18 protein-coding genes and 1 other RNA gene are annotated in these 24,994 nt (G+C 55.6%); 17 read left to right on the forward strand and 2 right to left on the reverse strand.

Annotated elements, in window-relative coordinates:
- The first annotated feature begins 32 nt into the window (after positions 1-32).
- The 17 genes from smc to QWJ10_RS19840 all read left to right on the forward strand — a co-directional run bounded on the left by smc (position 33) and on the right by QWJ10_RS19840 (position 22,712).
- Positions 33-3,521, forward strand: coding sequence for a chromosome segregation protein SMC (smc, locus tag QWJ10_RS19760; RefSeq protein ID WP_289929249.1), 3,489 nt, complete (start codon positions 33-35; stop codon positions 3,519-3,521).
- 128 nt (positions 3,522-3,649) lie between these two features.
- Positions 3,650-4,516, forward strand: coding sequence for a cell division protein ZipA (gene zipA / locus QWJ10_RS19765; RefSeq protein ID WP_010794813.1), 867 nt, complete (start codon positions 3,650-3,652; stop codon positions 4,514-4,516).
- 100 nt (positions 4,517-4,616) lie between these two features.
- Positions 4,617-7,004: an NAD-dependent DNA ligase LigA gene (gene ligA / locus QWJ10_RS19770; RefSeq protein WP_289929251.1), complete on the forward strand. Its 2,388-nt coding sequence runs from the start codon at positions 4,617-4,619 to the stop codon at positions 7,002-7,004.
- A 135-nt stretch (positions 7,005-7,139) separates the two neighbouring features.
- Positions 7,140-7,236: signal recognition particle sRNA small type (ffs, locus tag QWJ10_RS19775), an RNA gene on the forward strand.
- Positions 7,237-7,577: 341 nt separating this feature from the next.
- Entirely contained in the window at positions 7,578-7,769 is a 192-nt protein-coding gene (locus QWJ10_RS19780; protein WP_010794811.1) for a hypothetical protein, read from the forward strand.
- Positions 7,770-7,981: 212 nt separating this feature from the next.
- Positions 7,982-8,677: a FadR/GntR family transcriptional regulator gene (locus tag QWJ10_RS19785; protein WP_010794810.1), complete on the forward strand. Its 696-nt coding sequence runs from the start codon at positions 7,982-7,984 to the stop codon at positions 8,675-8,677.
- 39 nt (positions 8,678-8,716) lie between these two features.
- Positions 8,717-9,583, forward strand: coding sequence for an SMP-30/gluconolactonase/LRE family protein (locus QWJ10_RS19790; RefSeq protein WP_019363842.1), 867 nt, complete (start codon positions 8,717-8,719; stop codon positions 9,581-9,583).
- Between the two features lie 189 nt (positions 9,584-9,772).
- Entirely contained in the window at positions 9,773-10,786 is a 1,014-nt protein-coding gene (locus QWJ10_RS19795) for a substrate-binding domain-containing protein (protein ID WP_289929257.1), read from the forward strand.
- Between the two features lie 81 nt (positions 10,787-10,867).
- Positions 10,868-12,388 (forward strand): L-arabinose ABC transporter ATP-binding protein AraG, encoded by a 1,521-nt coding sequence (araG, locus tag QWJ10_RS19800; RefSeq protein WP_073450838.1) that lies wholly within the window; start codon positions 10,868-10,870, stop codon positions 12,386-12,388.
- A gap of 60 nt (positions 12,389-12,448) precedes the next feature.
- Complete coding sequence (gene araH, locus QWJ10_RS19805) at positions 12,449-13,417, forward strand: L-arabinose ABC transporter permease AraH (RefSeq protein WP_010794805.1); 969 nt, start codon at positions 12,449-12,451, stop codon at positions 13,415-13,417.
- Between the two features lie 97 nt (positions 13,418-13,514).
- A complete protein-coding gene (locus QWJ10_RS19810) occupies positions 13,515-15,254 on the forward strand; it encodes an IlvD/Edd family dehydratase (protein WP_074824048.1) in 1,740 nt (579 codons plus the stop codon).
- Positions 15,255-15,468: 214 nt separating this feature from the next.
- Positions 15,469-17,484 (forward strand): DNA polymerase III subunit gamma/tau, encoded by a 2,016-nt coding sequence (gene dnaX / locus QWJ10_RS19815; RefSeq protein ID WP_289929262.1) that lies wholly within the window; start codon positions 15,469-15,471, stop codon positions 17,482-17,484.
- Positions 17,485-17,516: 32 nt separating this feature from the next.
- On the forward strand, positions 17,517-17,843 hold the full coding sequence (locus tag QWJ10_RS19820) for a YbaB/EbfC family nucleoid-associated protein (RefSeq protein ID WP_010794802.1): 327 nt from the start codon (positions 17,517-17,519) through the stop codon (positions 17,841-17,843).
- A gap of 113 nt (positions 17,844-17,956) precedes the next feature.
- Positions 17,957-18,556: a recombination mediator RecR gene (gene recR, locus QWJ10_RS19825; protein WP_026003868.1), complete on the forward strand. Its 600-nt coding sequence runs from the start codon at positions 17,957-17,959 to the stop codon at positions 18,554-18,556.
- A gap of 95 nt (positions 18,557-18,651) precedes the next feature.
- Complete coding sequence (locus QWJ10_RS19830; protein WP_019365234.1) at positions 18,652-19,164, forward strand: sigma-70 family RNA polymerase sigma factor; 513 nt, start codon at positions 18,652-18,654, stop codon at positions 19,162-19,164.
- A gap of 3 nt (positions 19,165-19,167) precedes the next feature.
- The gene (locus tag QWJ10_RS19835; protein WP_289929270.1) at positions 19,168-20,142 is read left to right on the forward strand and encodes a FecR domain-containing protein; all 975 of its coding nucleotides are present in this window, start codon (positions 19,168-19,170) and stop codon (positions 20,140-20,142) included.
- A 110-nt stretch (positions 20,143-20,252) separates the two neighbouring features.
- Positions 20,253-22,712, forward strand: a complete 2,460-nt coding sequence (locus QWJ10_RS19840; RefSeq protein ID WP_289929272.1) for a TonB-dependent siderophore receptor — start codon at positions 20,253-20,255, stop codon at positions 22,710-22,712.
- A gap of 61 nt (positions 22,713-22,773) precedes the next feature.
- Here the strand turns inward: QWJ10_RS19840 and fnr are convergent, their stop codons facing one another.
- Both fnr and hemN read right to left on the reverse strand, forming a co-directional pair.
- Positions 22,774-23,511 (reverse strand): fumarate/nitrate reduction transcriptional regulator Fnr, encoded by a 738-nt coding sequence (fnr, locus tag QWJ10_RS19845; protein ID WP_026003866.1) that lies wholly within the window; start codon positions 23,509-23,511, stop codon positions 22,774-22,776.
- Positions 23,512-23,585: 74 nt separating this feature from the next.
- On the reverse strand, positions 23,586-24,968 hold the full coding sequence (hemN, locus tag QWJ10_RS19850) for an oxygen-independent coproporphyrinogen III oxidase (protein ID WP_289929274.1): 1,383 nt from the start codon (positions 24,966-24,968) through the stop codon (positions 23,586-23,588).
- Positions 24,969-24,994: the final 26 nt, after the last annotated feature.

Raw genomic sequence — 24,994 nt, forward strand, 5'->3', positions numbered from 1 at the left:
GCCGGTAATGAAGGCACGCGAAGGAAGGGCGCATGCGGCTAAAATCCATCAAGTTGGCGGGCTTCAAATCATTTGTAGACCCGACAACCGTTAATTTCCCCAGCAATATGTCGGCAGTCGTAGGGCCGAACGGATGCGGCAAATCGAATATCATCGACGCCGTGCGCTGGGTCATGGGCGAAAGCTCGGCAAAGAACTTGCGCGGCGAGTCGATGACCGATGTCATCTTCAACGGCTCGAACAGCCGCAAACCGGTTACTCAGGCTTCAATCGAGCTGATTTTTGATAATTCGGACAACTCTCTGGTCGGTGAGTATGCCAGCTATGCGGAAATCTCCATTCGCCGACGGGTAACTCGGGACGGGCAGAATACCTATTTTCTCAACGGTACCAAATGCCGTCGCCGCGACATCACTGATATCTTTTTGGGCACAGGGCTTGGCCCGCGCAGTTATTCGATCATCGAGCAGGGGATGATTTCCAAGCTGATCGAGGCTCGTCCCGAGGATTTGCGCAACTACATCGAAGAAGCGGCGGGGATCTCCAAGTACAAGGAGCGCCGTCGTGAAACGGAAAGCCGTATTCGCCGTACCCAGGAAAACCTGGCGCGCCTGACGGACCTTCGTGAAGAGCTTGAACGGCAACTCGAACGGTTGCACCGACAGGCGCAGGCTGCCGAGAAATATCAGGAGTACAAGGCGGAAGAGCGTCAGCTTCGTGCCCAGCTGGGAGCACTTCGTTGGCGCGATCTGGATGAGCTGGTGCAGCAGCGTGAGCGCGTCATTGGCAATCAGGAGGTAGCACTCGAAGCGTTGGTTGCTGAGCAGCGCAGTGCTGATGCCAGTATTGAGCGACTGCGAGACAGCCATCATGATTTGTCCGAGCGGTTCAATCAGGTGCAGGGGCGCTTCTATTCGGTTGGTGGAGACATTGCGCGGGTCGAGCAGAGCATTCAGCACGGCCAGCAGCGCTTGCGTCAGCTGCAGGATGATTTGCGTGAAGCCGAGCGCTCTCGGGAAGAAACCGCCGCACATCTGGGTAATGACCAGGCGCTTCTTGCTACCCTGGCCGAAGAGCTGGCCATGCTGGAGCCCGAGCAGGAAATGAGCGCAGCTTCTGCTGAAGAATCTGCCCTGGCGCTGGAGGCGTCCGAGCAGGCCATGCAAGCGTGGCAGCAGCAGTGGGACAGCTTCAACCAGCACAGTGCAGCGCCTCAACGTGAGGCCGATATTCAACAGTCCCGGATTCGTCACTTGGAGCAAAGCCTGGAGCGACTCATGGAGCGCGAGCGGCGTCTGCGTGACGAGCTGACGCAACTGGCGGCGGACCCTGAAGACGCGGCGTTGCTCGAGCTCAGCGAAGAGCTCGCGGGAATCGAGTTGATTCTCGAGGACCTCGCCCAGGAAGAAATAGAGGTCACCGAGCAGCTGGCTATCGGTCGAGAGCAGCTACAGGTCGTGACCGCCCAGCAGGCCGCAACGCAAGGTGAATTACAGCGTCTGGAGGGACGTATTGTCTCCCTGGAGGCCTTGCAGCAGGCTGTGCTCGATCCTGGAAAAGGGGCGGATGACTGGATGCGCCTGCATGATCTGCATGAGCGTAGCCGCCTGGCCGAGGGTGTTCGGGTTGAGTCAGGCTGGGAGAGAGCCGTTGAAACGGTGTTGGGCGCTGATTTGCAGGCGGTTTGCCTGGATGATCTCTCCGGTCTCGACCTGGCTGCATTCGAGCAGGGCGAGCTGCGCCTGGTAACACCTGGGCATGTAGCGCCTGCAACGCCAGGGAGCTTGTTGGATAAAGTCGAAGCCCCACATGATCTGTCGCCCTGGCTGGGCAATGTATTTCCAGTGGAGACCCTTGAGGACGCACTGGCGCAGCGGCAGAGGCTTGCTGACGGGCAGAGCCTTGTCAGTCGAGACGGGTATTGGGTATCCCGTCACTTTTTACGAATACAGCGCTCCAGCGAGGCGGAAAGCGGTGTGCTGGCGCGCGGCCAGGAGCTTGAGCGTTTACACGCTGAGCGTACTCAGCTGGAACACCGGCTGAGTGAGGGGCAAAAGGCATTTGAGCAGGCGCAGGAGCAGTTGGCAGAGCTAGAGCGCAGCCGCGAAACGGTCCGCCGTCGATCTCAGGAGGAGAGCCGCCGCCAGGGTGAAGTCAGAGCTCAGCTGTCGGCACGGCAGGCCAAGGCCGAGCAGCTTGGACTGCGCCGAAAGCGGCTTGAAGACGAGCGGGTTGAAATGGCAGAGCAACGCGCTATCGAGACCGAGCAGATTGGTGAAGCACGACTGAGCCTTCAGGATGCATTGGATGCCATGGCTGCCGATACCGAGCGCCGCGACCTGTTGATCGCTCAGCGCGAGACGCTACGCGAGCGGCTGGATCGGGCTCGTCAGGAGGCGAGGCAGCATAAGGAGCAGGCTCATCAGCTGGCTGTAAGGCTGGGGTCGCTCAAAGCCCAGCATGACTCTACACAGCAGGCACTGGAGCGTCTGCTGCTGCAGGCGGCTCGGCTCGACGAGCGACGTGAGCAGCTTAGTCTCAACCTGGAAGAGGGCTCTGCACCGATTGAAGAGCTCAGGTTGAAACTCGAAGAATTGCTTGAGCGCCGTATGAGCGTCGATGAGGAGTTGCGAGGCGCGCGCATGGCTTTGGAGGAAGCGGATCGTGAGCTGCGTGAGTCCGAGCGCCGTCGCACCCAGGCCGAGCAGCAGGCGCAGGTGGTGCGCAGTCAGGTGGAGCAGCAGCGGCTTGAGTGGCAGGGACTGTCCGTGCGCCGTAAAACCCTTCAGGAGCAGCTGCATGAAGAGGGGTATGACCTGCAGACCGTAGTGGCTACCTTGCCTGAGGATGCCACCGAATCGGCATGGGAGTCTCAGCTGGAGGCGCTGAATGCGCGTATTCAACGCCTGGGTGCCATTAACCTGGCAGCCATCGAGGAGTATCAGCAGCAATCCGAGCGCAAGCGCTATCTGGATGCGCAAAACGATGATCTTGTTGAGGCCTTGGAAACGCTCGAAAACGTGATTCGCAAGATCGACCGTGAAACCCGCAATCGTTTCAAGGAAACATTCGATCAGATCAATAATGGCCTTCAGGCCTTGTTTCCAAAAGTTTTTGGCGGCGGACACGCCTATCTGGAACTTACGGGAGAAGATTTACTCGATACCGGGGTTGCGATCATGGCGCGTCCGCCGGGCAAGAAGAACAGCACGATTCATCTCTTGTCGGGCGGTGAGAAGGCATTGACGGCAATCGCGTTGGTTTTTGCGATTTTTCAGCTCAATCCAGCGCCATTCTGCATGCTTGACGAAGTGGACGCGCCTCTGGACGATGCCAACGTTGGCCGCTACGCGCGGCTGGTGAAGGAAATGTCCGAAAAAGTGCAGTTCATCTATATCACACACAACAAGATCGCCATGGAAATGGCCGATCAGCTGATGGGCGTGACGATGCACGAACCGGGCTGTTCGCGTTTGGTGGCCGTCGATGTCGAAGAAGCTGTTGCTTTGGCTGAAGCTTGATACGACAGACGGTGTAAAGTTGGTGGCGGGCGTGCTAGTTTATGCCCGTTTTTGGGCGTTTGGCATTTTGCTATGCATGGGCAAGTGGCGAGCGCGAAGTTGATTTTTGACAGAGGTATGCGTCTTACATGGATATCGGTCTGCGCGAATGGCTGATCATCATCGGCATTATCGTAATCGCCGGCATACTTTTCGATGGCTGGCGACGGATGAGCGGGAAAGGGAAACTCAAGTTTCGCCTGGACAACAATCTCTCCGGCCAGTCCGATGAGGGCGGTAGTTCAGAACTACTAGGGCCGTCTCGTGTGGTCGAACATAAGGAGCCGTCTTTTGATAGCGAGGAAGAAGCGCCTCGCCCAAGTCGTGCCGCTCGCAAGCGCCGCGAAGAACCTGTTGCGGAAGAGTTAGAGCTAGGCGGCGCCGAACCTCAGTTCAGTGCCCTGGCTGATGATGATGAGGCACCGGCTCGTGGCAAGGGCAAGGCCCGCAAGGACATCGTCGACGCCGAGCCGGACCTGTCTGCGATGGAGGAGCCTCGCAAAGAGCGCAAAGAGCTGCCACCCGTCGAAGAGGTGTTGGTCATCAACGTGATTTCGCGTGATGAGAACGGCTTTCGCGGTCCGGCTCTGCTGCAGAACATTTTGGAAAGCGGCCTGCGCTTCGGTGATATGGATATCTTCCATCGTCACGAGAGCATGTCCGGCAACGGCGAAGTGCTTTTCTCCATGGCCAATGCCGTACGGCCAGGTACGTTTGATCTGGACAACATCGATAGCTTCCGCACGCCGGCCGTAAGCTTCTTTTTAGGCCTTCCAGGCCCGCGGCATCCCAAGCAGGCGTTTGAAGTGATGGTGGCTGCCGCTCGCAAGCTGGCCTCCGAGCTCAACGGTGAGTTAAAGGACGAGCAGCGTAGCGTCATGACGGCACAGACCATCGAACACTACCGCCAGCGTATCATCGACTTCGAACGTAAGAGCCTGACTCAGAAACGCTGAGCCGATTTCAGAGTCGATTAAAGAGCAGCTTATGCTGCTCTTTTTGTTTCTGCCTGTTGCTGGACATGACGTCCAGCCTTGGTGCTAGAGAGAGAACAGCATGACCCAAGCCCAAGATGCCGCTGAGCGGATCGCTTCTTTGCGCAGCGAAATCGATGCGCATAATTACCGTTACTATGTTCTGGATGAACCCAGTGTTCCAGATGCCGAATACGATCGGCTGTTTCGTGAGCTCAAGGCGCTTGAGGCCGAGCACCCTGAGCTGATTACGCCTGACTCTCCCACGCAGCGGGTGAGTGGCTCCGCCCTGTCGGCTTTCGGGACGATTCGCCATGAAGTCCCCATGCTAAGTTTGGGGAATGCCTTTGAAGAAAAGGATTTGCTCGAATTTGATCGCCGCGTACGGGACGGGCTGGCTGATGAGCTTGGCAGTCATAACGGTAACAATCTTTTCAGCCAGACGGCAGAAATTGAATACACCTGTGAGCCCAAGCTCGACGGCCTGGCGGTAAGCCTGCTGTATGAGCGGGGCGTGCTTGTTCGCGGGGCGACCCGTGGTGACGGCACGACAGGCGAGGACATCACCGCCAACGTGCGTACTATCCGCAACGTCCCGCTCAAGCTTCAAGGCAGTGGTTGGCCGGAGGTGCTCGAGGTGCGGGGCGAAGTCTTTATGTCCAAGGCCGGTTTCGAAGCCTTGAATGAGCGCGCCATGGAAGCCGGTGGAAAAACCTTTGCGAACCCACGTAATGCCGCCGCAGGCAGTTTGCGCCAGCTCGACTCCAGTATTACTGCCAAGCGCCCGCTCGAATTCTGCTGTTACGGCTACGGACGGGTAGAGGGCGGAACGCTGCCAAATACTCAATACGAGATCTTGCAGTCGGTTCGCAAGTGGGGCATTCCAATCAGCAAGGAGCTGAAGCTGGCCAAAGGTGCTCAGGCGTGCCGTGATTACTACCATGATATTGGCGAGCGACGTGATGGGCTCGCTTATGAAATCGATGGCGTCGTCTTCAAGGTTAACCGTATCGATTGGCAGAAGGAGCTGGGCTTCCGGGCCAGGGAGCCGCGCTGGGCGATTGCCCACAAGTTTCCAGCCCGTGAGGAGCTGACGGAGCTTACCAACGTTGAGTTTCAGGTGGGCCGTACGGGCGCCATCACGCCTGTTGCTCGTCTCAAGCCGGTTCAAGTGGGCGGCGTTACGGTCACCAATGCAACCCTGCACAATATGGATGAGGTCGAAAGGCTGGGCGTGATGATTGGCGATACTGTCATCATCCGCCGTGCAGGCGATGTTATTCCTCAGGTCATGCAGGTGGTGCTTGAGCGTCGTCCGGCAGATGCGCGGCCTGTGGCGGCGCCGACCCATTGTCCCGTCTGTGGCTCGGAAGTGGAACGGACACAGCTCGTCAAGCGAGGCAAGGGACGAGAATCGGTCAGCGTGGGCGCTGTCTATCGCTGCGTAGGTCGCCTGGTCTGTCAGGCGCAGCTCAAGCAGTCCATCATTCATTTTGCGTCACGCCGTGCGATGGAAATCGATGGGCTGGGCGACAAGATTATCGAGCAGCTGGTAGACCGGGGTATGGTCAAGTCACCGGCTGATCTGTATGCGTTGACCTTTGAACAGGTCATCCAGCTGGAGGGGTTTGCGGAAATCTCGACCAGAAACCTGCTCAGCGCTATCGCGAACAGCCGAACGCCTGTGCTGGCACGTTTCATTTTTGCCTTGGGCATCCCCGATGTCGGCGAGGAAACTGCCAAGCTGCTGGCACGTACGTTCGGGAGTCTGGAGCGTATTCAGCGGGCCTTGCCGGAAGTGCTGATCTACTTACCCGATATTGGTTATGAGGTCGCGTACGAGATCCATAACTTCTTCGAGGAAGAGCACAACCAGAATGTCATTGGTGATTTGTTGCGTAATGGCGTGCAGGTTCAGGAGGAGGGTGAGCTTCATCCTGAGTTCGCTGGCTACGCCACGTTTGCCGATTTCATCGAGAAGCTGGGTATTCCCTATGTAGCGGCAACCGGCGCTAAAAATCTCGCCGGTCACTTCAAGACGCTGGAAGCGTTGATTACTGCCGACTGGCTGGATCTGAGCGCCATGAAGGGCTTGAACGAAAGAGCCAAGAATGCCGTGCGCGATTTCTTCAGTCAGGCTGAACACGCAGAGCGCGCGCGAATGATCGAGGCACAGCTGCGCGAATTTGGCATGCATTGGGAAAGCGAAAGGACACAAGTGGAAGGGTTGCCGCTAGCAGGTCAGACGTGGGTGCTGACAGGAACGCTAGAGGCGATGAGTCGAGATGTAGCCAAGGAAAAGCTCGAGGCGCTTGGCGCTAAGGTTTCCGGATCGGTATCTGCCAAAACCACATGTGTCGTAGCAGGTCCGGGCGCTGGATCAAAGCTGACCAAGGCAACCAAGCTAGGTGTTACGGTACTGGATGAGCAGGCTCTGCTTGATCGTCTGGCCAGCTTCGAGGTGAGCTGAAAATAAGACGGCGCCCTCCATCCAGAAGGCGCCGTCTTATTAATTATCCGCTAAATGACTGAAAAGCTTGTAACTTCTGCTCAAGTGAGTAGAATGATGCGCCTCACCTGTTGGTGACGTTCGTTATGGTGGTCCTGCCGGTCCCCCCGCAACGATCAGCCGTGAACCCGGTCAGGTCCGGAAGGAAGCAGCCGTAGCGGTGACATCGTGTGCCGGGGTGTGGCTGGTGGGGCCACCTCCATTCTTAAAGCGTTCAGCTTGACTCTCTAATCAACTTCTCGAATTTGCTGCTTTTGCGGGTAGATATTCTCGCGTTTAGCAATAGTCTTTTGCCATGAAGGCACTTTGCTACCGCTCATCTGTCTGTCACAATTTTTCACGCTTAAGATTGAATTAATTAACGTATTTCATTTCTACAGCGTGACGTAGGTCCTAGTTGTACTGCAGCGCTTGTCTGTATGTGTTGTTCTGACCTGCTTGTCAAAGAATATTGTTCAGCGTGCATCCAGTAGTCCTTTCTACAAAAGGATGAGGAAAGGGCTGCAATAATAAAATTCAAAGGATGAGCAAAAAATGGAAAGCATCCAGACATCAGTATCCCCAGAAGAGCCTGTTTCATTCGTATCTATCATTCAGAAAACTGTGCAGGAGGCATGGGCTGTGGTTTATGCACATGGAGGAATCATTTCGGAGTTCAACAACGAGCAGGAAGCTAAATGCGAAGCAGAGCAATGGGGCGGGGTGTGGTTCCGTCTTAACGTCTGATAGTTTTCTCTAGCATCTGTGCGGCTGATTGGCAGCTGCACAGCTGTGCGCAATAACCGCCCTCCTTATTTTTCTTTTCAGTTGCCTCGTCTAATCATATGATGATTAGAGCGCTTTCTATCAATAACAATACGTCTTTGCGCTGATCGAGCAACGGCCTTCAACAGTCGTTAAGATGCTTATAGGTCAGAGCGGGCGAGGGCGAGGTCTGAATGTCGAATAACTTTCACGCATCAGCCGTAGATAAACTGGGTAGCTTGATCGCTTCCGGGCAATTCAAGCCTGGGGATGCGCTGAAAGTCGAGGCGGATCTTGGTGAGGAGTTGGGTGTCAGTCGAACGGTCGTGCGGGAGGCCATCAAGACACTGGTCGCCAAGGGGATGATCGAGGTGGGCCCCAAGGTGGGAAGCCGTGTATTACCCCTAAATCGGTGGAATCTCTTCGATCCCCAGGTGGTGGCATGGTTGAGTCGTGGCGGCTTGCCCGAGAATTTCGTCAAGGATCTGCTTGATTTACGGCGTGCTATTGAGCCAGTGGCTGTGCGCTGGGCTTGCGAGCGTGCAACACCTGAGCAGATCAGGCGCGTCCAGGCAGCCTATACGGCGTTGGAAGCTTCGCTTTCAGGTGGAGATTACAACAGTGCCGACCAGCACTTCCATGAGTGCGTCCTGGCGGCCAGTCACAACCAGTTCATCGAGCAAATGGTGCCCGCGCTAGGCGCCTTGCTTGCCGTTTCCTTTCAGATTTCGTCTGTCGATCCTTCAGAGTTGCAACGAACGCTGCCCTTGCACAAGGAGCTGGCGGATGCCATTGCTGCGCGAGATTCCTCTCGGGGCGTTTGGGCATGCATGACGTTGATCGACAAGGCTGCTGTCACGATTTCTAAATATGCTCAGGCTAGTAGTTAGCGTGAGCTGTGCATTCATAACTACAAATAAGGATGCTTTATGGAGTGGCAACCGGTTATATCCCATCGCTTTAAATTAGCGGAAGGTCCTTTTTGGGATGAGCCCACCCAAGCGTTGTACTGGGTGGATATCGTAGGTAAGAAAGCCTGTCGACTGGAGGGGGGGCATTACTCTGAATGGCAGGTGACCGAGCCTGTTTCGGCCTTTATTCCCACGATACGCGGAGATGCGTTGCTGACCATGGTCAGTGGTGTTCACCGCCTGGACCTGGAATCACCACCGCATGCACCTTCACTTTCACTGTTCTGCGTACCGGATCCTATTGAGGGGAACCGCGCCAATGAGGCGCGCTGCGACGCGGCAGGGAATCTGTGGTTGGGCAGCATGCAGAACAATATAGGTGAGCAGGGCGAAGACCTGCCGATCACCCGTCGTTCGGGTGGATTATTTCATATCGGTCCTGATGCGAAGGTCACTCGTCTGGCCAGCGATATCGGCATTGCCAACACGCTACTCTGGAGTACAGAGGGGGATTGCGTTTACACCGCCGATACGCTGGAAAGCGTGATCTACCGTCATACTATTGGTGCCAAGGGGCTTGGCGAAAGAACAGTTTGGGCGCAGGCCCATGAGCGTGGTCATCCAGATGGGTCTGCCATGGATTCGCAGGGATATGTCTGGAATGCGCGCTGGGACGGCCACTGTCTGATTCGATTTGCTCCAGACGGTTGTGTCGACACGATTATAGAGCTACCTGTGTCCCGGCCCACCAGTTGTGTGTTTGGCGGACACGACCTCAAGACGCTCTATGTCACGAGTGCGGCAGGTGATCAGCCTCTAGATGGTTCTGTGCTTTGTGCGCGTGTGGATGTGGCCGGGATGCCGTGCCATCGCTTCATGGGTTGACGTTAAGCGACTCGATTTGTGATCCAGCGCTTCTCTTTTTTCGATTGCTCAAGGAGAAGTTGCAGCCGATCGAGTCCAATCATATTATGATATGACTGTTTCGCCTGGTCTGTCTTATTACGTCAGTCAGGTGTCAGCACAATTTGATGCAGTACACGCTAGCTATTCAATAAAAATAAGGAGGTAGCTATGTTTCGTGGCCGTGGGATTTCTTCCCTGGTGAAATCTGCCTTGGCAGCTGGTGCGCTGGGCCTTTCGTTATCTGCGGCTTCGGTCGCCCATGCCGAAGATGTGAAGATCGGCTTTCTCGTCAAGCAGCCTGAAGAACCTTGGTTTCAGACCGAGTGGGCTTTTGCAGAAAAAGCTGCGAAAGATAAAGGCTTTACCCTCCTCAAGATTGCTGTACCTGATGGTGAAAAAACGCTTTCCGCCATCGATAGCCTGGCGGCTAACGGTGCTAAAGGCTTTGTCATTTGTCCGCCTGATGTTTCCCTCGGCCCAGCCATCGTGGCCAAGTCCAAGATCAATGGCTTGAAAGTCATGGCCGTGGATGATCGCTTTGTCGGCTCCGACGGAAAGTTCATGGAAGACGTGCCTTACTTGGGCATGGCCGCCTTTGATGTAGGGCGTCAACAGGGCGAGGCAATGGCTACGGAAGCCAAGAAGCGCAACTGGAAGTGGGATGAAACCTACGCGGTTATCAACACCTTCAATGAGCTTGATACCGGAAAGCAGCGTACCGACGGCTCTGTAAAGGCGTTGCGTGACGCCGGTCTGCCAGAGGACCACATCATTTATGCTCCGCAAAAGACGCTGGATGTACCCGGCAGCATGGATGCCACCAGCTCCGCACTCGTCAAGCTACCGGGTAGCGCCAAGCACCTGATCGTAGGTGGTATGAATGACAACACAGTGCTGGGTGGTGTGAGGGCGACTGAAAGTGCCGGCTTCAGTGCTGAAAACGTGATCGGAATCGGCATCAACGGTACAGATGCTATCGGTGAGTTGAAAAAGCCCAACAGCGGCTTCTTCGGCTCGATGCTTCCCAGCCCACACGAAGAGGGCTACCAGACCGCCACTATGATGTACGAATGGGTGACTACCGGCAAAGAGCCGCCCAAGTACACCGCCATGGACAAGGTTACGCTGATCACACGCGAAAACTTCCAACAGGAACTCGAAAAGATCGGGCTCTGGAAATAACCGTCTCCTGCATTATCCGGTCCGCCTGACGGACTCCTTGCAACCTTGCGACGCCTCTATGGCGTCGCTTTAGGAGGTGATATGGAAGCATTACAGCAGTCGGTGCAGGGCGAAAGCCTTGCGTTCCAGGGCATTGGTAAGACGTTTCCTGGCGTCAAGGCGCTGTCCGACATCAACTTCACGGCTCGCCCCGGCTCCGTACATGCCCTGATGGGGGAAAACGGTGCAGGCAAGTCAACATTGCTCAAGATTCTGGGTGGCTATTACCAGCCCAGTAGCGGTCATCTACGCATTGGTGATCGTGACATGGTCTTCAAGAACACGGCGGACAGTATCCGTAATGGCGTAGCCGTGATTCACCAGGAACTTCAACTCGTTCCGGAAATGACTGTGGCTGAGAACCTGTTTCTGGGTCACTTGCCGGCCCGCTACGGCATTGTTAACCGTGGGCGTCTTCGTCAACAGGCTCTGCAATTGCTGAAAGGCCTAGCGGAGGAAATCGATCCGAATACGCGCGTCGGGCGTCTGTCCCTGGGGCAGCGGCAGTTGGTGGAAATTGCCAAGTCCTTGTCTCGTGGCGCCCATGTAATTGCATTCGATGAGCCCACCAGCAGCCTGTCTGCCCGTGAAACCGAGCGGCTGATGGCAATCATTGCGCGTTTGCGCGATGAGGGAAAAGTCATTCTTTATGTTTCGCACCGGATGGAAGAAGTCTTCCATATCTGCGATGCCGTCACGATCTTCAAGGATGGACGTCATGTGCGTACATTCGAGCGCATGAGTGAAACCACGCCGGATCAGCTGATCACCTGCATGGTAGGACGTAGTCTGGACGATATCTATGACTATCGTCCCCGTGAAAAGGGCGAAGGTTGTTTGAACGTATCCGGCCTGATGGGGCGTGGTCTGCAGCAGCCAGTCAGCTTTGAGGTTTGCCAGGGTGAAATCCTTGGGCTCTTCGGGCTGGTTGGAGCAGGGCGTACCGAGTTGCTCCGCCTGCTATCAGGTCTTGAACGGCACAGTGCGGGCGTGCTCAAGCTCAAGGGCGAGGCGTTGACGCTTCGCAACCCACGTGATGCCATCGCTGCTGGCATCCTGCTCTGTCCCGAGGATCGCAAGAAAGAAGGCATCGTTCCGCTGGGCAGTGTGGCCGAAAACATCAATATCAGCGCACGTCCGCGGCATGCAACCTGGAGCTGCCTGCTTCAAAGCCGCTGGGAAAAGGAAAACGCTGAAAAGCAGATTCGCGCATTGAATGTAAAAACACCTACGCCTTACCAAAAGATCAAGAACCTTTCGGGCGGTAACCAGCAGAAGGCCATCCTGGGGCGCTGGCTGTCCATGCCCATGAAGGTGTTGCTACTGGACGAACCTACACGCGGTATCGATATCGGTGCGAAATCCGAAATCTACCAGATCATTCACTCGCTGGCGGCCAAAGGCATTGCAGTGATTGTGGTGTCGAGCGATCTCATGGAAGTCATGGGGGTTGCGGACCGCATCATGGTCATGAGTGAAGGTGCTGTAACGGGTGAGCTGGCACGTGCCGAAGCGACCGAAGAGCGTTTGCTGGAGCTCGCATTGCCCCGTACGCGCGCCTGATATGTAACAAGCCTGCGTTGCCTTGAAGGCTTCGAAATACAAAAACAATTGAGGTGTTCCATGTCCACGCAAAACAACGCTTTGGCGGCACCGCGCCGTAGCTTTGATACTCGCCGTTTTATTGATGACTGGGCGATGATGCTGGCGGCCCTGGCGATCTTTGTTCTCTGTACCTTGTTTATCGATAACTTTCTTTCGCCGCTCAACATGCGAGGGCTGGGGCTGGCAATCTCCACAACGGGGATCGTCGCCTGCACCATGTTGTTCTGTCTGGCATCTGGGCATTTTGACCTGTCTGTAGGCTCGGTCATTGCCTGTGCGGGCGTTGTCGCAGCGGTAGTAATGCGTGAATTCAATAGCGTGGCGCTAGGTGTAACCGCTGCACTGGCAATGGGGTTATGCGTAGGGCTCATCAATGGGCTGGTCATTGCCAAACTCAAGATCAATGCCTTGATCACAACTTTGGCGACCATGCAGATTGTACGCGGACTGGGTTACATCTTTTCCAACGGCAAGGCCGTAGGCGTAATGGAAGAGAAGTTCTTTATCTTTGGTAATGGCCAGATGTTTGGTGTTCCGGTGCCGATTCTGATCACACTGGTATGCATCCTGTTCTTTGGCTGGCTCCTCAACTACACCACGTTCGGACGCAACACGCTGGCTATCGGTGGTAACGAAGAAGCCGCCTTGCTGGCGGGTGTACACGTTGATCGTACCAAGATCATCATCTTTGCCATGCAGGGTGTGATCGGTGCGTTAGCGGGCGTGGTTCTGGCGTCGCGTATGACCTCCGGCCAGCCGATGATAGGGCAGGGGTTCGAGCTGACCGTGATCTCGGCATGTGTGTTGGGAGGGGTGTCGTTGGCCGGTGGTATCGGCATGATTCGTCACGTCATTGCTGGCGTGCTGATCTTGGCAGTGATCGAGAACGCCATGAACCTCAAAAATATCGACACGTTCTACCAATACGTCATCCGTGGAACGATTCTGCTGCTGGCCGTTGTAATCGACCGCTTCAAGCAGCGCTGATACCTAATGGAGACCTCACGGCACGCGTGCTGACACGTGCCGATGGGGTCGCTTTTGCCTGTGACCCGGCCTATCCCATAGATAAGAGACATCCATCATGTCCACAAAAAAGACCACCCTGCGCTCGGCCCAGTGGTTTGGCAATGCCGACAAGAACGGCTTCATGTATCGCAGCTGGATGAAGAACCAGGGCATCCCGGACCACGAGTTCCAGGGCAAACCCATCATCGGGATCTGCAACACCTGGTCCGAACTTACCCCCTGCAACGCCCACTTCCGCAAGATTGCCGAGCACGTCAAGCGCGGCGTCTACGAAGCCGGCGGCTTTCCCGTCGAGTTTCCCGTCTTCTCCAATGGCGAGTCCAACCTGCGCCCCACCGCCATGCTGACCCGCAACCTGGCCAGCATGGACGTGGAGGAAGCCATCCGCGGCAACCCGGTCGATGCCGTGGTGCTGCTGACCGGCTGCGACAAGACCACTCCTGCGCTACTGATGGGCGCTGCCAGCTGCGACGTACCTGCCATCGTGGTGACCGGTGGCCCGATGCTCAACGGCAAGCACCACGGTCGCGACATCGGTGCCGGTACCATCGTCTGGCAGATGCACGAGGCCTATAAGGGTGGGCTGATCGACCTGAACGAGTTCCTCTCTGCTGAAGCCGGCATGTCCCGTTCGGCCGGTACCTGTAACACCATGGGTACTGCCTCCACCATGGCCTGCATGGCTGAAGCCCTGGGCACCTCGCTCCCGCATAACGCTGCGATCCCAGCCGTGGATTCGCGTCGCTATGTACTGGCGCACCTCTCTGGCATGCGTATCGTGGACATGGTGCATGAGGACCTTCGCCTGTCGAAGATCCTGACCAAGGAAGCATTCGAGAATGCCATCCGCGTCAATGCTGCCATCGGCGGTTCGACCAATGCCGTGATTCACCTCAAGGCCATCGCTGGCCGTATGGGCGTAGACCTTGAGCTGGACGACTGGACGCGGGTCGGTCGCGGTACGCCCACCATTGTCGACTTGCAGCCATCCGGTCGCTTCCTGATGGAAGAGTTTTACTACTCCGGTGGCCTGCCTGCCGTGATTCGCCGGATGGGCGAGGCAAACCTGCTGCCGCACCCTGATGCCCTGACTGCCAATGGCCAATCGATCTGGCAGAACTGCGCTGAGGCACCTATCTATGGCAAGGATGAGGTTATTCGTACGCTGGACAATCCCATCCGCAAGGACGGCGGCATCTGCGTGTTACGGGGCAACCTGGCACCCAAGGGCGCAGTGCTCAAACCCTCTGCTGCCACGCCAGAGCTGATGCAGCACCGGGGCCGTGCGGTGGTGTTCGAGAATCTGGAGCATTACAAGGAGCGTGTGCTCGACCCGGACCTGGATATTGACGAGACCTGCGTCATGGTGCTCAAGAACTGCGGACCAAAAGGGTATCCGGGCATGGCTGAGGTGGGCAACATGGGTCTGCCACCCAAGCTGCTGGCCAAGGGCATTACCGACATGGTGCGTATTTCCGATGCGCGCATGAGTGGGACGGCCTATGGGACGGTGGTACTGCACGTAGCGCCGGAGGCTTCGGCAGGTGGTCCGCTGGCGGTTGTGCGTGACGGTGACATGATCGAGCTGGACTGCGAGAACGGCCGCCTGCATCTGGATATCAGCGATGAAGAGCTGCAGGCCCGCCTGGCGGACTGGCAGGACCCGAACGCCAACCTGCTCGGTGGCGGTTACCGCAAGCTGTACGTGGACCACGTGCTGCAGGCTGATGAGGGCTGTGATTTCGACTTCCTCGTTGGCTGCCGTGGCTCCGAGGTGCCGAGGCACTCGCACTGATCTTCTTTAAGGTAGCCCGGCCATTTCAGGCTGGGTTATCTTCTGAATGCCTTGATTTCTCTGGCCTAGACCCCATCTCTTGAGTCTGGCTAAAGGGTGTCCCGTACATGACTCGATATAGGAATATGAGGCGAGTCATAGGCTTTTGGATGCAATTTACCCCTTGCTTCGCTAGCATTAGCCGACTTCTTTTTCTTCGCCGTGTCAGGTATCGATGAGTTATCAGGTTCTCGCTCGCAAATGGCGTCCGCGCTCTTTCCGTGAAATGGTCGGACAGACCCATGTGCTTAAAGCCCTGATCAATGCCCTGGATAACCAGCGCCTTCATCACGCTTATCTCTTTACCGGCACGCGTGGGGTGGGTAAAACCACCATTGCGCGTATTCTGGCGAAGTGTCTGAATTGTGAGACCGGCATCAGCTCGACCCCCTGCGGGGAGTGTTCGGTCTGCCGGGAAATCGATGAAGGTCGTTTCGTCGATCTGATCGAAGTGGATGCTGCCAGCCGCACTAAGGTAGAGGATACCCGGGAGCTACTGGATAACGTGCAGTACGCCCCTACGCGTGGTCGTTACAAGGTTTACCTCATCGACGAAGTCCACATGCTCTCGACCCATAGTTTCAACGCACTGTTGAAAACATTGGAAGAGCCGCCGCCTCACGTTAAATTCCTGTTGGCAACGACCGATCCGCAAAAGCTCCCCGTTACCATTCTGTCGCGCTGCCTGCAGTTTTCGCTGAAGAACATGCCGCCTGAGCGTGTGGTTGAGCACCTGACCCACGTGTTGACCGCTGAGCAGATTCCTTTCGAACAGGATGCCCTATGGTTGCTGGGGCGTGCTGCCGATGGCTCGATGCGCGATGCGATGAGCCTGACCGATCAGGCGATTGCCTTTGGCGAAGGGCATGTTCTGGCTGCCGATGTACGCGCCATGCTGGGTACGTTGGATCAAGGGCAGGTATATGGTGTATTGCAAGCCCTGCTGGAAGGCAATGCCCGCGCACTGCTCGAGGCCGTACGTCATCTTGCCGAGCAAGGTCCTGATTGGGCAGGTGTGCTGGGCGAGATGCTGAATGTTTTGCACCGTGTAGCGATTGCCCAGGCGTTGCCTGAGGCTGTGGATAACGGTCAGGGTGATCGTGAGCAGGTTTTGGCCTTGGCTCAGGCGCTACCCGCCGAAGATGTGCAATATTATTACCAGATGGGGTTGATTGGGCGTCGAGATCTGCCGTTGGCGCCTGATCCTCGTGGCGGCTTTGAAATGGTATTGCTGAGGATGCTGGCCTTCCGACCGGCTGAGGGCGGCGGCAGTACACCCAAGGCTGCGTTAAAGACGTTGGGAGCCAGTCAGGCCACGACTGACTCCAAGCCAGAACCGGTGGCCGCTCCGTCTGCACCATCCACGCCGGCTCAGTTGCCTGTTGCGCCAGTCACTCGCCCAGCGCCCGTGGCGAAACCCAGTCCCGCTCTGGTTAAGTCCGAGCCTCGGCCGGAACCGGTAACGGCTTCTGCATCGTCTGTTGCGAAAGAGCCAGAGGCCTCTCAGACAAGCGAGCCTGTCGATCTACCCTGGGATGAACCTACAACGGCCATCAAAACGCCGGTAGAGCCAACCCATGTGGTTCCGATGGCAACCGAAACGTTGGAGGCCACTGTAATTGAGCGGGTCGTTGACGAGCAGGACAATGAAGGCTTGGCAGACGACGAGCCACCGCCTGCCGATGATTATTACAATGCCGAGTCCGATTACGGCTATTTGGACGAGCTGACCGAAGGCGTACTGGCCGAGACGCCGGCGACGGCCCCAGAGCCCGTACCGGCAGCCAAACCTGCAACCGGACTTGCCGCCGAGTGGATCGAATTGCTACCTAAGCTAGGCTTAGGAGGCATGACTGCAAGCATTGCGGCAAACTGTACGCTGGTGTCGGTTGAAAATGATGCATGGCACCTTCATCTGGATCCAAATCAGAGCGCATTATTCAACACGAACCAGCATCGCCGTTTGAATGATGCCTTGAATCAATACCAAGGGCGTACGATCAAGCTGGATATCACACTCCAGACGCCCGAGCAGGAGACGCCAGCACAGGCTGCCGCTCGCAAACGTGCGGAGCGTCAGCGGGAAGCTGAGGCGTCCATACAGAATGATCCGCTGATCCAGCAAATGATGGAACAGTTCGCGGCTGTAGTCCGCGCGGACACTATCGAGCCGGTCAATTCCAAGGACTGACCGGGTTCTCAAACCAGACGAGGTAAACAGACATGTTAAAAGGTGGCATGGCCGGCCTGATGAAGCAGGCTCAGCAAATGCAGGAAAAAATGCAGAAGATGCAGGAAGAGCTGGCAAATGCCGAAGTGACCGGTCAATCCGGCGCCGGGCTGGTCAGCGTCGTCATGACAGGTCGCCACGACGTCAAGCGTGTGTCCCTGGATGACAGCCTGATGCAGGAAGACAAGGAGATTCTGGAAGACCTCATCGCGGCTGCGGTGAACGATGCCGTTCGCAAGATCGAGCAGAACAGCCAGGAAAAGATGTCTGGTATGACTGCGGGCATGCAGCTGCCGCCTGGATTCAAGATGCCTTTCTAAGCGTCTAAAGGCTTATGGTCACGCCGCTGGCCGTTCTGGCTGGCGGCGATCCAGGCACGTTAACAGACGATAGCCTGTCTATACTTTTATCTATCTCCATTCGAGATTTCTTCATGAGTTTTAGTCCTCTCATTCGACAATTGATCGACGCGCTACGCATTTTGCCTGGGGTGGGCCAGAAATCAGCCCAGCGTATGGCCATGCAGATGCTTGAGCGTGACCGGAGCGGGGGCCTGCGCTTGTCGAGTGCCTTGCAGGCAGCCATGGAGGGAGTAGGGCATTGCAAGCATTGTCGTACCCTGACGGAAAACGAACTGTGCCCTCAGTGCGCTGATCCGGATCGGGATGATCAACTGCTTTGCGTGGTTGAGTCACCGATGGACGTCTTTGCCGTTGACCAGACGGGCTTTCGTGGGCGTTATTTCGTGCTGAAAGGGCACCTGTCTCCTCTGGATGGTCTCGGCCCGGAGGCGATCGGCATTCCAGAGCTGATGGAGCGTATCGAGCAAGGTGCCTTCCAGGAAGTCATTATTGCAACCAACCCGACAGTGGAAGGCGAGGCAACGTCCCATTACATTGCGCAGCTATTGAAACCACGCGGTTTAACTATTTCCCGGATTGCCCATGGTGTCCCCTTGGGTGGTGAACTTGATCTGGTAGACAACGGCACCCTTACGCATGCCTTTGCAGGCCGTAAGCCGATCACGCTTTGATCGGCGGTACGCAAATTGACGTAAAAAAGCATAGACCTATTCTTGAGAAGCATTATCATTAGCGATATCTTAATGCCATCTCGATAGGTTCTGACATGTGCGCGGCTGAAGTGTCATCACCCAACGCCTTGCATGACTGGTATAGCGAGCATCATGGCTGGCTGCACGGCTGGCTGAGCAAACGGTTGGGATGCTCGTTCAATGCAGCCGATCTGGCCCAGGATACATTCCTTCGCCTGTTAGCCAAAGGACGCGATCTTCCGTCCGTTCGAGAGCCGCGCGCTTACTTATCGACCATCGCCCATTCATTACTCGTCAATCACTGGCGGCGTCAGGATATCGAACGGACCTATCTCGAGGCGCTGGCTGATCGTTCCGAGTATTACGCGCCATCTCCAGAAGCGCGAGAAATCATTATTGAAAGTCTCGTTCAAATCGACGCCATGCTGGACCGTCTACCTGAAAAGGTGCGCTCAGCCTTCCTGATGTCTCAACTGGAAGGGCAGACGTATGCAGCCATTGGTGAGGTGCTAGGGGTGTCCGAGCGAATGGTCAAAAAGTACATGGCCCAAGCCATGCTGCACTGCCTGACCCTTGAGGTGGAATAGACCATGCAGGCCGCCCAGCAGATATCCGAGACAGAGTGCGACTTTGCGGTGCTTGAGCAGGCGGCCGAATGGTTTGCCGTGCTCAGTGCTGATGATGTCAGCGATCAGGAACGTGTGCAGTGGCAGCTCTGGCTGGCAGAAAATCCGCAACATGCCCAGGCGTGGCAGCGTGTCGAGCTGATCAGTCGTCATTTTCAGCGCATACCCTCCGAGCAACGCCATGGCGCTACACAAGCGCTACAGAAAAAAGGGCAAACGCGGCGTCAGACATTAAAACTGATGACCGTACTTTGCAGTACCGGTGTTCTGGTCTGGACTACCTCTTCACAGTTGTCCTGGAGACAATGGTATGCCAGCTACCGAACACGTGTGGGAGAGATCAAGGATTTTCAGCTTGCTGATGGCTCGCATCTCTGGCTGAACACCGATACGGCAATGGACGTCTCGAACGAACCGGACCGCTTGCATCTGGCACTCTACAAGGGTGAGGCCATGCTGTCTCGAGGCAAGGATGCTCACTATCCGCTGACGCTTGATACGACATTCGGTGCGTTACTGGCCAAAGAAGCCCAGTTTAGTGTTTTTGATCGAGGAGGCTTTGGCGAGTTGGCAGTTTTCAACGGCAGTGTGCAGGTTGCTCCTGTGGCGTCGGCGTCCGTCACAGTAAAGGCAGGACAACAGGTGCGCTTTAGCACTGACGGGGTTTCTACTGCTCAGGTGAGTGAGCAACGCCGTCAGGCTTGGATCAAAGGGATGATTCTGGCTGATGATATGCGATTGAGCGATTTTGTTGATGAGTTATCGCGTTATCGCTCCGGGTATCTGGCCTGTGATCCGGATGTAGCGAATCTGCGTCTGGTCGGTGCATACCCGCTGAAAGATACGGAGCGGGTGCTGACAGCCTTGGAGCAAAGCCTGCCCATTCGCATCAATCGACCGCTGCCGTGGTGGACGTCTATTTCAGCGCGTCCTGCCTGAATCTTAATAAAAAATATTATCATTAGCAGTTCCCTTTTCTTGATTTCGACTGGCTTTAGTCTCAAACAGGCTGAAAGCCATCACTGTTGAACACAAAAAAGGGATGAGTAATGGATTCGCGTCGTTCGTATCAGGCTTTTTTCAAGCGGAGCCCTCTGCATCAGGCTGTGCATGCTGCTGCACTTGCTATACCGATGAGCCTCGCCCTTGTGCCGCTTGCAGGTAATGCCGCTGAAACGGCTGCCACGGCCCAGGCAGTACGCAGTTACGATATACCGGCTGGCCCGCTGTCGACGGCATTGAGTCGTTTTGCTGGCGAAGCGAATGTCATGCTATCTGCCGATGGCGCATTGACGGAGGGCAAGCAGAGCCCAGGTCTCAAGGGGCAGTACAGTGTTGAAAAAGGTTTTGCAGCGCTGCTAAAAGGAAGCGGCTTGCAGATCGTCAACACCGGTAGCGGCAGCTACTCGCTGGCGGCTGGAACAGCAAGCGTTAGCAGTGATGTTTCCGAGCTTTCTGCGACTACCGTTACTGATTTCGCACTGGGCAATGCGCTTGGAACCATGGAAGGCTATAACGCCACCCATAGCCAGATTGCAACCAAGACAAGTAAGTCGATCCTGGAGACCTCTCAATCGGTATCCGTTGTAACGCGTGACCAGATCGACGATCAGGGCTCGCAAACAATTTCTCAGGCGTTGCGTTATACCCCAGGCGTCATGACCAACCCATATGGTGCAACTCACCGGTATGATTATGTTGCCATGCGTGGTTTCAATGACGGCTCGGTAGATAACATCTATCTTGATGGCCTCAAGACCATGGGAGATAGCGGTACCTATAGCAGCATGCAGGTAGATCCGTATTTCCTTGAGCGCATCGATATCCTGAAAGGCCCATCTTCGGTGCTTTACGGACGTAGTAATCCCGGTGGCTTGGTAGCCCTTACCAGCAAGAAACCACTCTATGAGCCTTATCATGAAATCCAGGCCACGGTAGGTACTCAGGGCCAACGGGGTATGGGGTTCGATTTTAGTGGTCCGGTAAACGAGGACCAGACGATTGCCTATCGGCTGGTAGGCCTGGCGGACAAGTCCGATACGCAGTTTGATCACAACGAGGAGAAGCGCTACGCCATTGCGCCCACTGTAGCCATCGACTTTGATGAAAATACGACGCTAACCCTGCAGGCGTATATGCAACATGACCCCGAGGGCGGTTACCACGGCGGTCTTCCGGCAGACGGCACACTCTATCGCCACAATGGACAATATATCTCAAAGCATTTCTTTGAGGGCGACTCCGATTTCGACAAGTTCGAACGTACCCAGCAGATGGTGGGTTATCAGTTTGAGCATCGTTTCAATGATGTCTGGTCGGCACGGCAGAACTTCCGCTATCTGGATGGCAAGGTGGATATGCGGCAGGCTTATGCTGCGGGTTGGGCCAGCATAGGATCCAACGAGTTAGCGCGCGCAACCACTGAAGGCAAGGAGCGTCTGCATGCCTGGATTGTAGATAACATGGCACAGGCTGAATTTAATACCGGGTCAGCCAAACATACGCTTTTGATGGGGTTGGATTATCAGCGTCGTAAGGCCAAGGTCGACTACGCAGGCGGGTCCGCTTCTAACATTGATGCGTTCGACCCTGTCTATGGTAATCCGGGCGTCACGGAAACATGGCAAACCAGCGATCTGCGTCGGATGGAGCAGACTGGCCTGTACATGCAGGACTTGATTGACCTGGATAAATGGCGGTTTTCGCTCGGTCTGCGCAAGGATTGGGTAGAGACCTCTTCCGAGGATGAGCTATACGGTGCAGGCAAAAACACCTACAAGGAGAATAAGGTTACTCCGCGGGTGGGTGCACTGTATCTTTTCGAAAATGGTATCGCGCCCTACATTAGCTATTCAGAGTCTTTCAATCCCAACTCTTTTACTGACCAGAACGGCGATCCGCTCAAGGCTACTGAGGGCAAGCAGTGGGAGGCTGGTATCAAGTATCAGCCGCCGGGTACGGACAATATCTTTACGGCATCAGTCTTCCACATTACCCAAGAAAACCTGGCGACCAAACTGGCGAATGAACAATATTATCGCCCGGTAGGAAAGGTACGCTCCCAAGGCGTAGAGTTGGAAGCTCACATGCAGGTGACTGATAGCTTCCGTGTACTAGGGAGCTATACGTTTGCTGATGTCGAATACATTAAGTCGGATGACGGTACAGAAGGCAATACGCCTAACGTGGCCCCTCGTCATATGGCATCTGTCTGGGGAGACTACTCATTCAAGGAGGGATCGCTCCAGGGCTTGAGCCTGGGAGCGGGGGTACGGGCAGTTAGTAAGAGTTGGGCAGATCCAGCTAATACCGAACGCGTTCCTGGATACACCCTGTTTGATGCGTCAGTGGGTTATGACTTGAGTAATGTGGGTCTCAAAGGTGTAGATGTACGTGTCAACGCCAATAACCTAACCGATAAAAAATACGTCGCTGCATGTAATAGCCTGTTGTATTGCTATTACGGCGAAGAGCGTAACGTCACCGCCACGGTCAGTTACAAGTTCTAACGATCAAAAGCGATAAAGCTTTTCAAGCAAAACGGGCGGCTTCAGGGCCGCCCGTTTTGTTTCAACCTTCCAGCTGGCCACCCGCCAGGGCACAGAGCTGAATCGAGTCGAGGATATGCACTTCCTTGCCTTCGGCCTCGATGATGCCGCTCTGCTGGAAGCGCGTGAACACACGAGAAACTGTCTCCACTGCAAGGCCCAGATAGTTACCGATCTCATTACGGGACATGGACAGGCGGAACTGCTGGGCGGAGAAGCCACGAGCGCGGAAACGTGCAGACAGATTCACAAGAAACGTCGCGATACGCTCGTCTGCGCTTTTTTTGGACAAGAGCAGCATCATCTGCTGATCATCCCGAATCTCGCGGCTCATCACACGCATCAGCTGGCGACGCAGCTGGGGAAGCTGATCGGCCAGCTCATCAAGATGCTCGAAGGGGATCTCGCATACCGATGTGGTTTCCAGCGCCTGTGCAGAAACCGGATGCAGCTCCGTATCCATACCGGACAAGCCAACCAGCTCGCTGGGTAGGTGAAAGCCGGTAATTTGCTCTTCACCGTTATCGGTCACGCTAAAGGTTTTAAGCGCGCCTGAACGGACGGCAAAGACGGAGCCAAAACTGTCACCCTGTCGGAACAGATAGTCGCCTTTCTTAAGTGGACGGCCGCGCTTGACGATCCGATCAAGCTCATCCAGATCCTCAAGGTTCAACGACAATGGCAAGCATAAGGGTGCCAGGCTGCAATCTTTACAGTGGGCTTGCGGCGAGGTGACACGCATTTTCAAAGTCTCGGACATGGCTTTCGATTTATTCCATTAGTAAGCCAAGGGTATTACTGCACGCATGATGATGAAAGCTGTTAGTGAATTTATTAGATGACCCGTGAAAACCGTTGTGTGTTCTGTTGGGGCAAATAACGATCAAACAACATACAAACTGATCGCACGAGTAACCTCCCGGCCGGCAAGATATCAATGCCTTTTTCATCCAGGCGAATAAGCTCATCAGTCGCCATACGCTCAAGGTCAGGCAGGACATCGGCAAAGTAATCCCTGAAATCAATTCCCAGTGCTCGGCCTGTTTCAGCAAAGTCGAGCTGGAAGTGACAAATTAGCTGCTGGATTACCGCGCGACGAATCAAGTCGTCCCGTTCACAGTGCAAACCCCGGCGTACAGCAAGTTGACCGTTATCCAGACTAGTCTGGTATTCGGAAATATCCACTGCGTTTTGAGAGTAAAGCTCATTTATCTGGCTAATGGCCGATACCCCCAGCCCAATCAGGTCACAATGGCCATGGGTCGTATAGCCCTGAAAGTTACGCTGCAGCGAACCATCTTCCTGAGCAATGGCCAATTCGTCGTCGGGCAGGGCGAAGTGATCCATCCCGATGTAACGATAACCGGCAGCCATTAGCTGCTCAGTTGTCCTTTGGAGCATCTCCAGCTTTTGTGCGGGGCTTGGCAGCTCAGCGGCCTCAATCCGCCGCTGTGGTGGAAAACGGGTGGGGAGGTGCGCGTAATTGAATACAGACAAGCGATGCGGTTGCAGATCAATTACTGCCTCGACGGTTTTGGCGAAGCTTTCCGGCGTTTGGCGGGGGAGTCCATAAATCAGGTCGATATTGATTGAGCGATAACTGAGCGTACGGGCCGCATCGATGATGGCCCGCGTCTCGTTGAGGCTTTGCAGGCGATTCACAGCCAACTGCACATTCGTATCGATGTCTTGAACACCGAGGCTGACCCGGTTGAAACCCAGCTCACGCAACAGGCCCATCGTGGCCCAGTCCGCTTCGCGTGGATCGATCTCGATCGAATAATCTCCAGAGTCATCATCCAGCAGGCTGAAGCGCTGACACAGCTCGGACATCAGCTGCCGTAGCTGTTCAGGGTTGAGAAAGGTCGGCGTGCCGCCGCCAAAATGCAATTGCTCTACCCTCTGGTCTGCGCCTACATGACGACTGATCAGCTGAATTTCCCTTGTCAGGCTGGCCAGATAAGGCACGCTGCGGCTGCGGTCCTTGGTAATGACTTTATTACAGGCGCAGTAGTAGCAAATATGTGCGCAGAAGGGTACATGGACATACAGCGACAGCGGCCGCTTGGCAGTGCGGCTATCCCTTAGTGCATGCATCAGATCGAACGCGCCTATCTGATCATGAAACTGCACTGCAGTTGGATAAGAGGTATAGCGAGGCCCTGCCATGTCGTAGCGCTGGATTAATTCTGGTTTCCAATCGATGGCGTCGAGCATGACCATACTCCCGTAAAACTATGAAG

Source organism: Pseudomonas sp. WAC2, assembly GCF_030403525.1.
GTDB lineage: Bacteria > Pseudomonadota > Gammaproteobacteria > Pseudomonadales > Pseudomonadaceae > Chryseomonas > Chryseomonas luteola.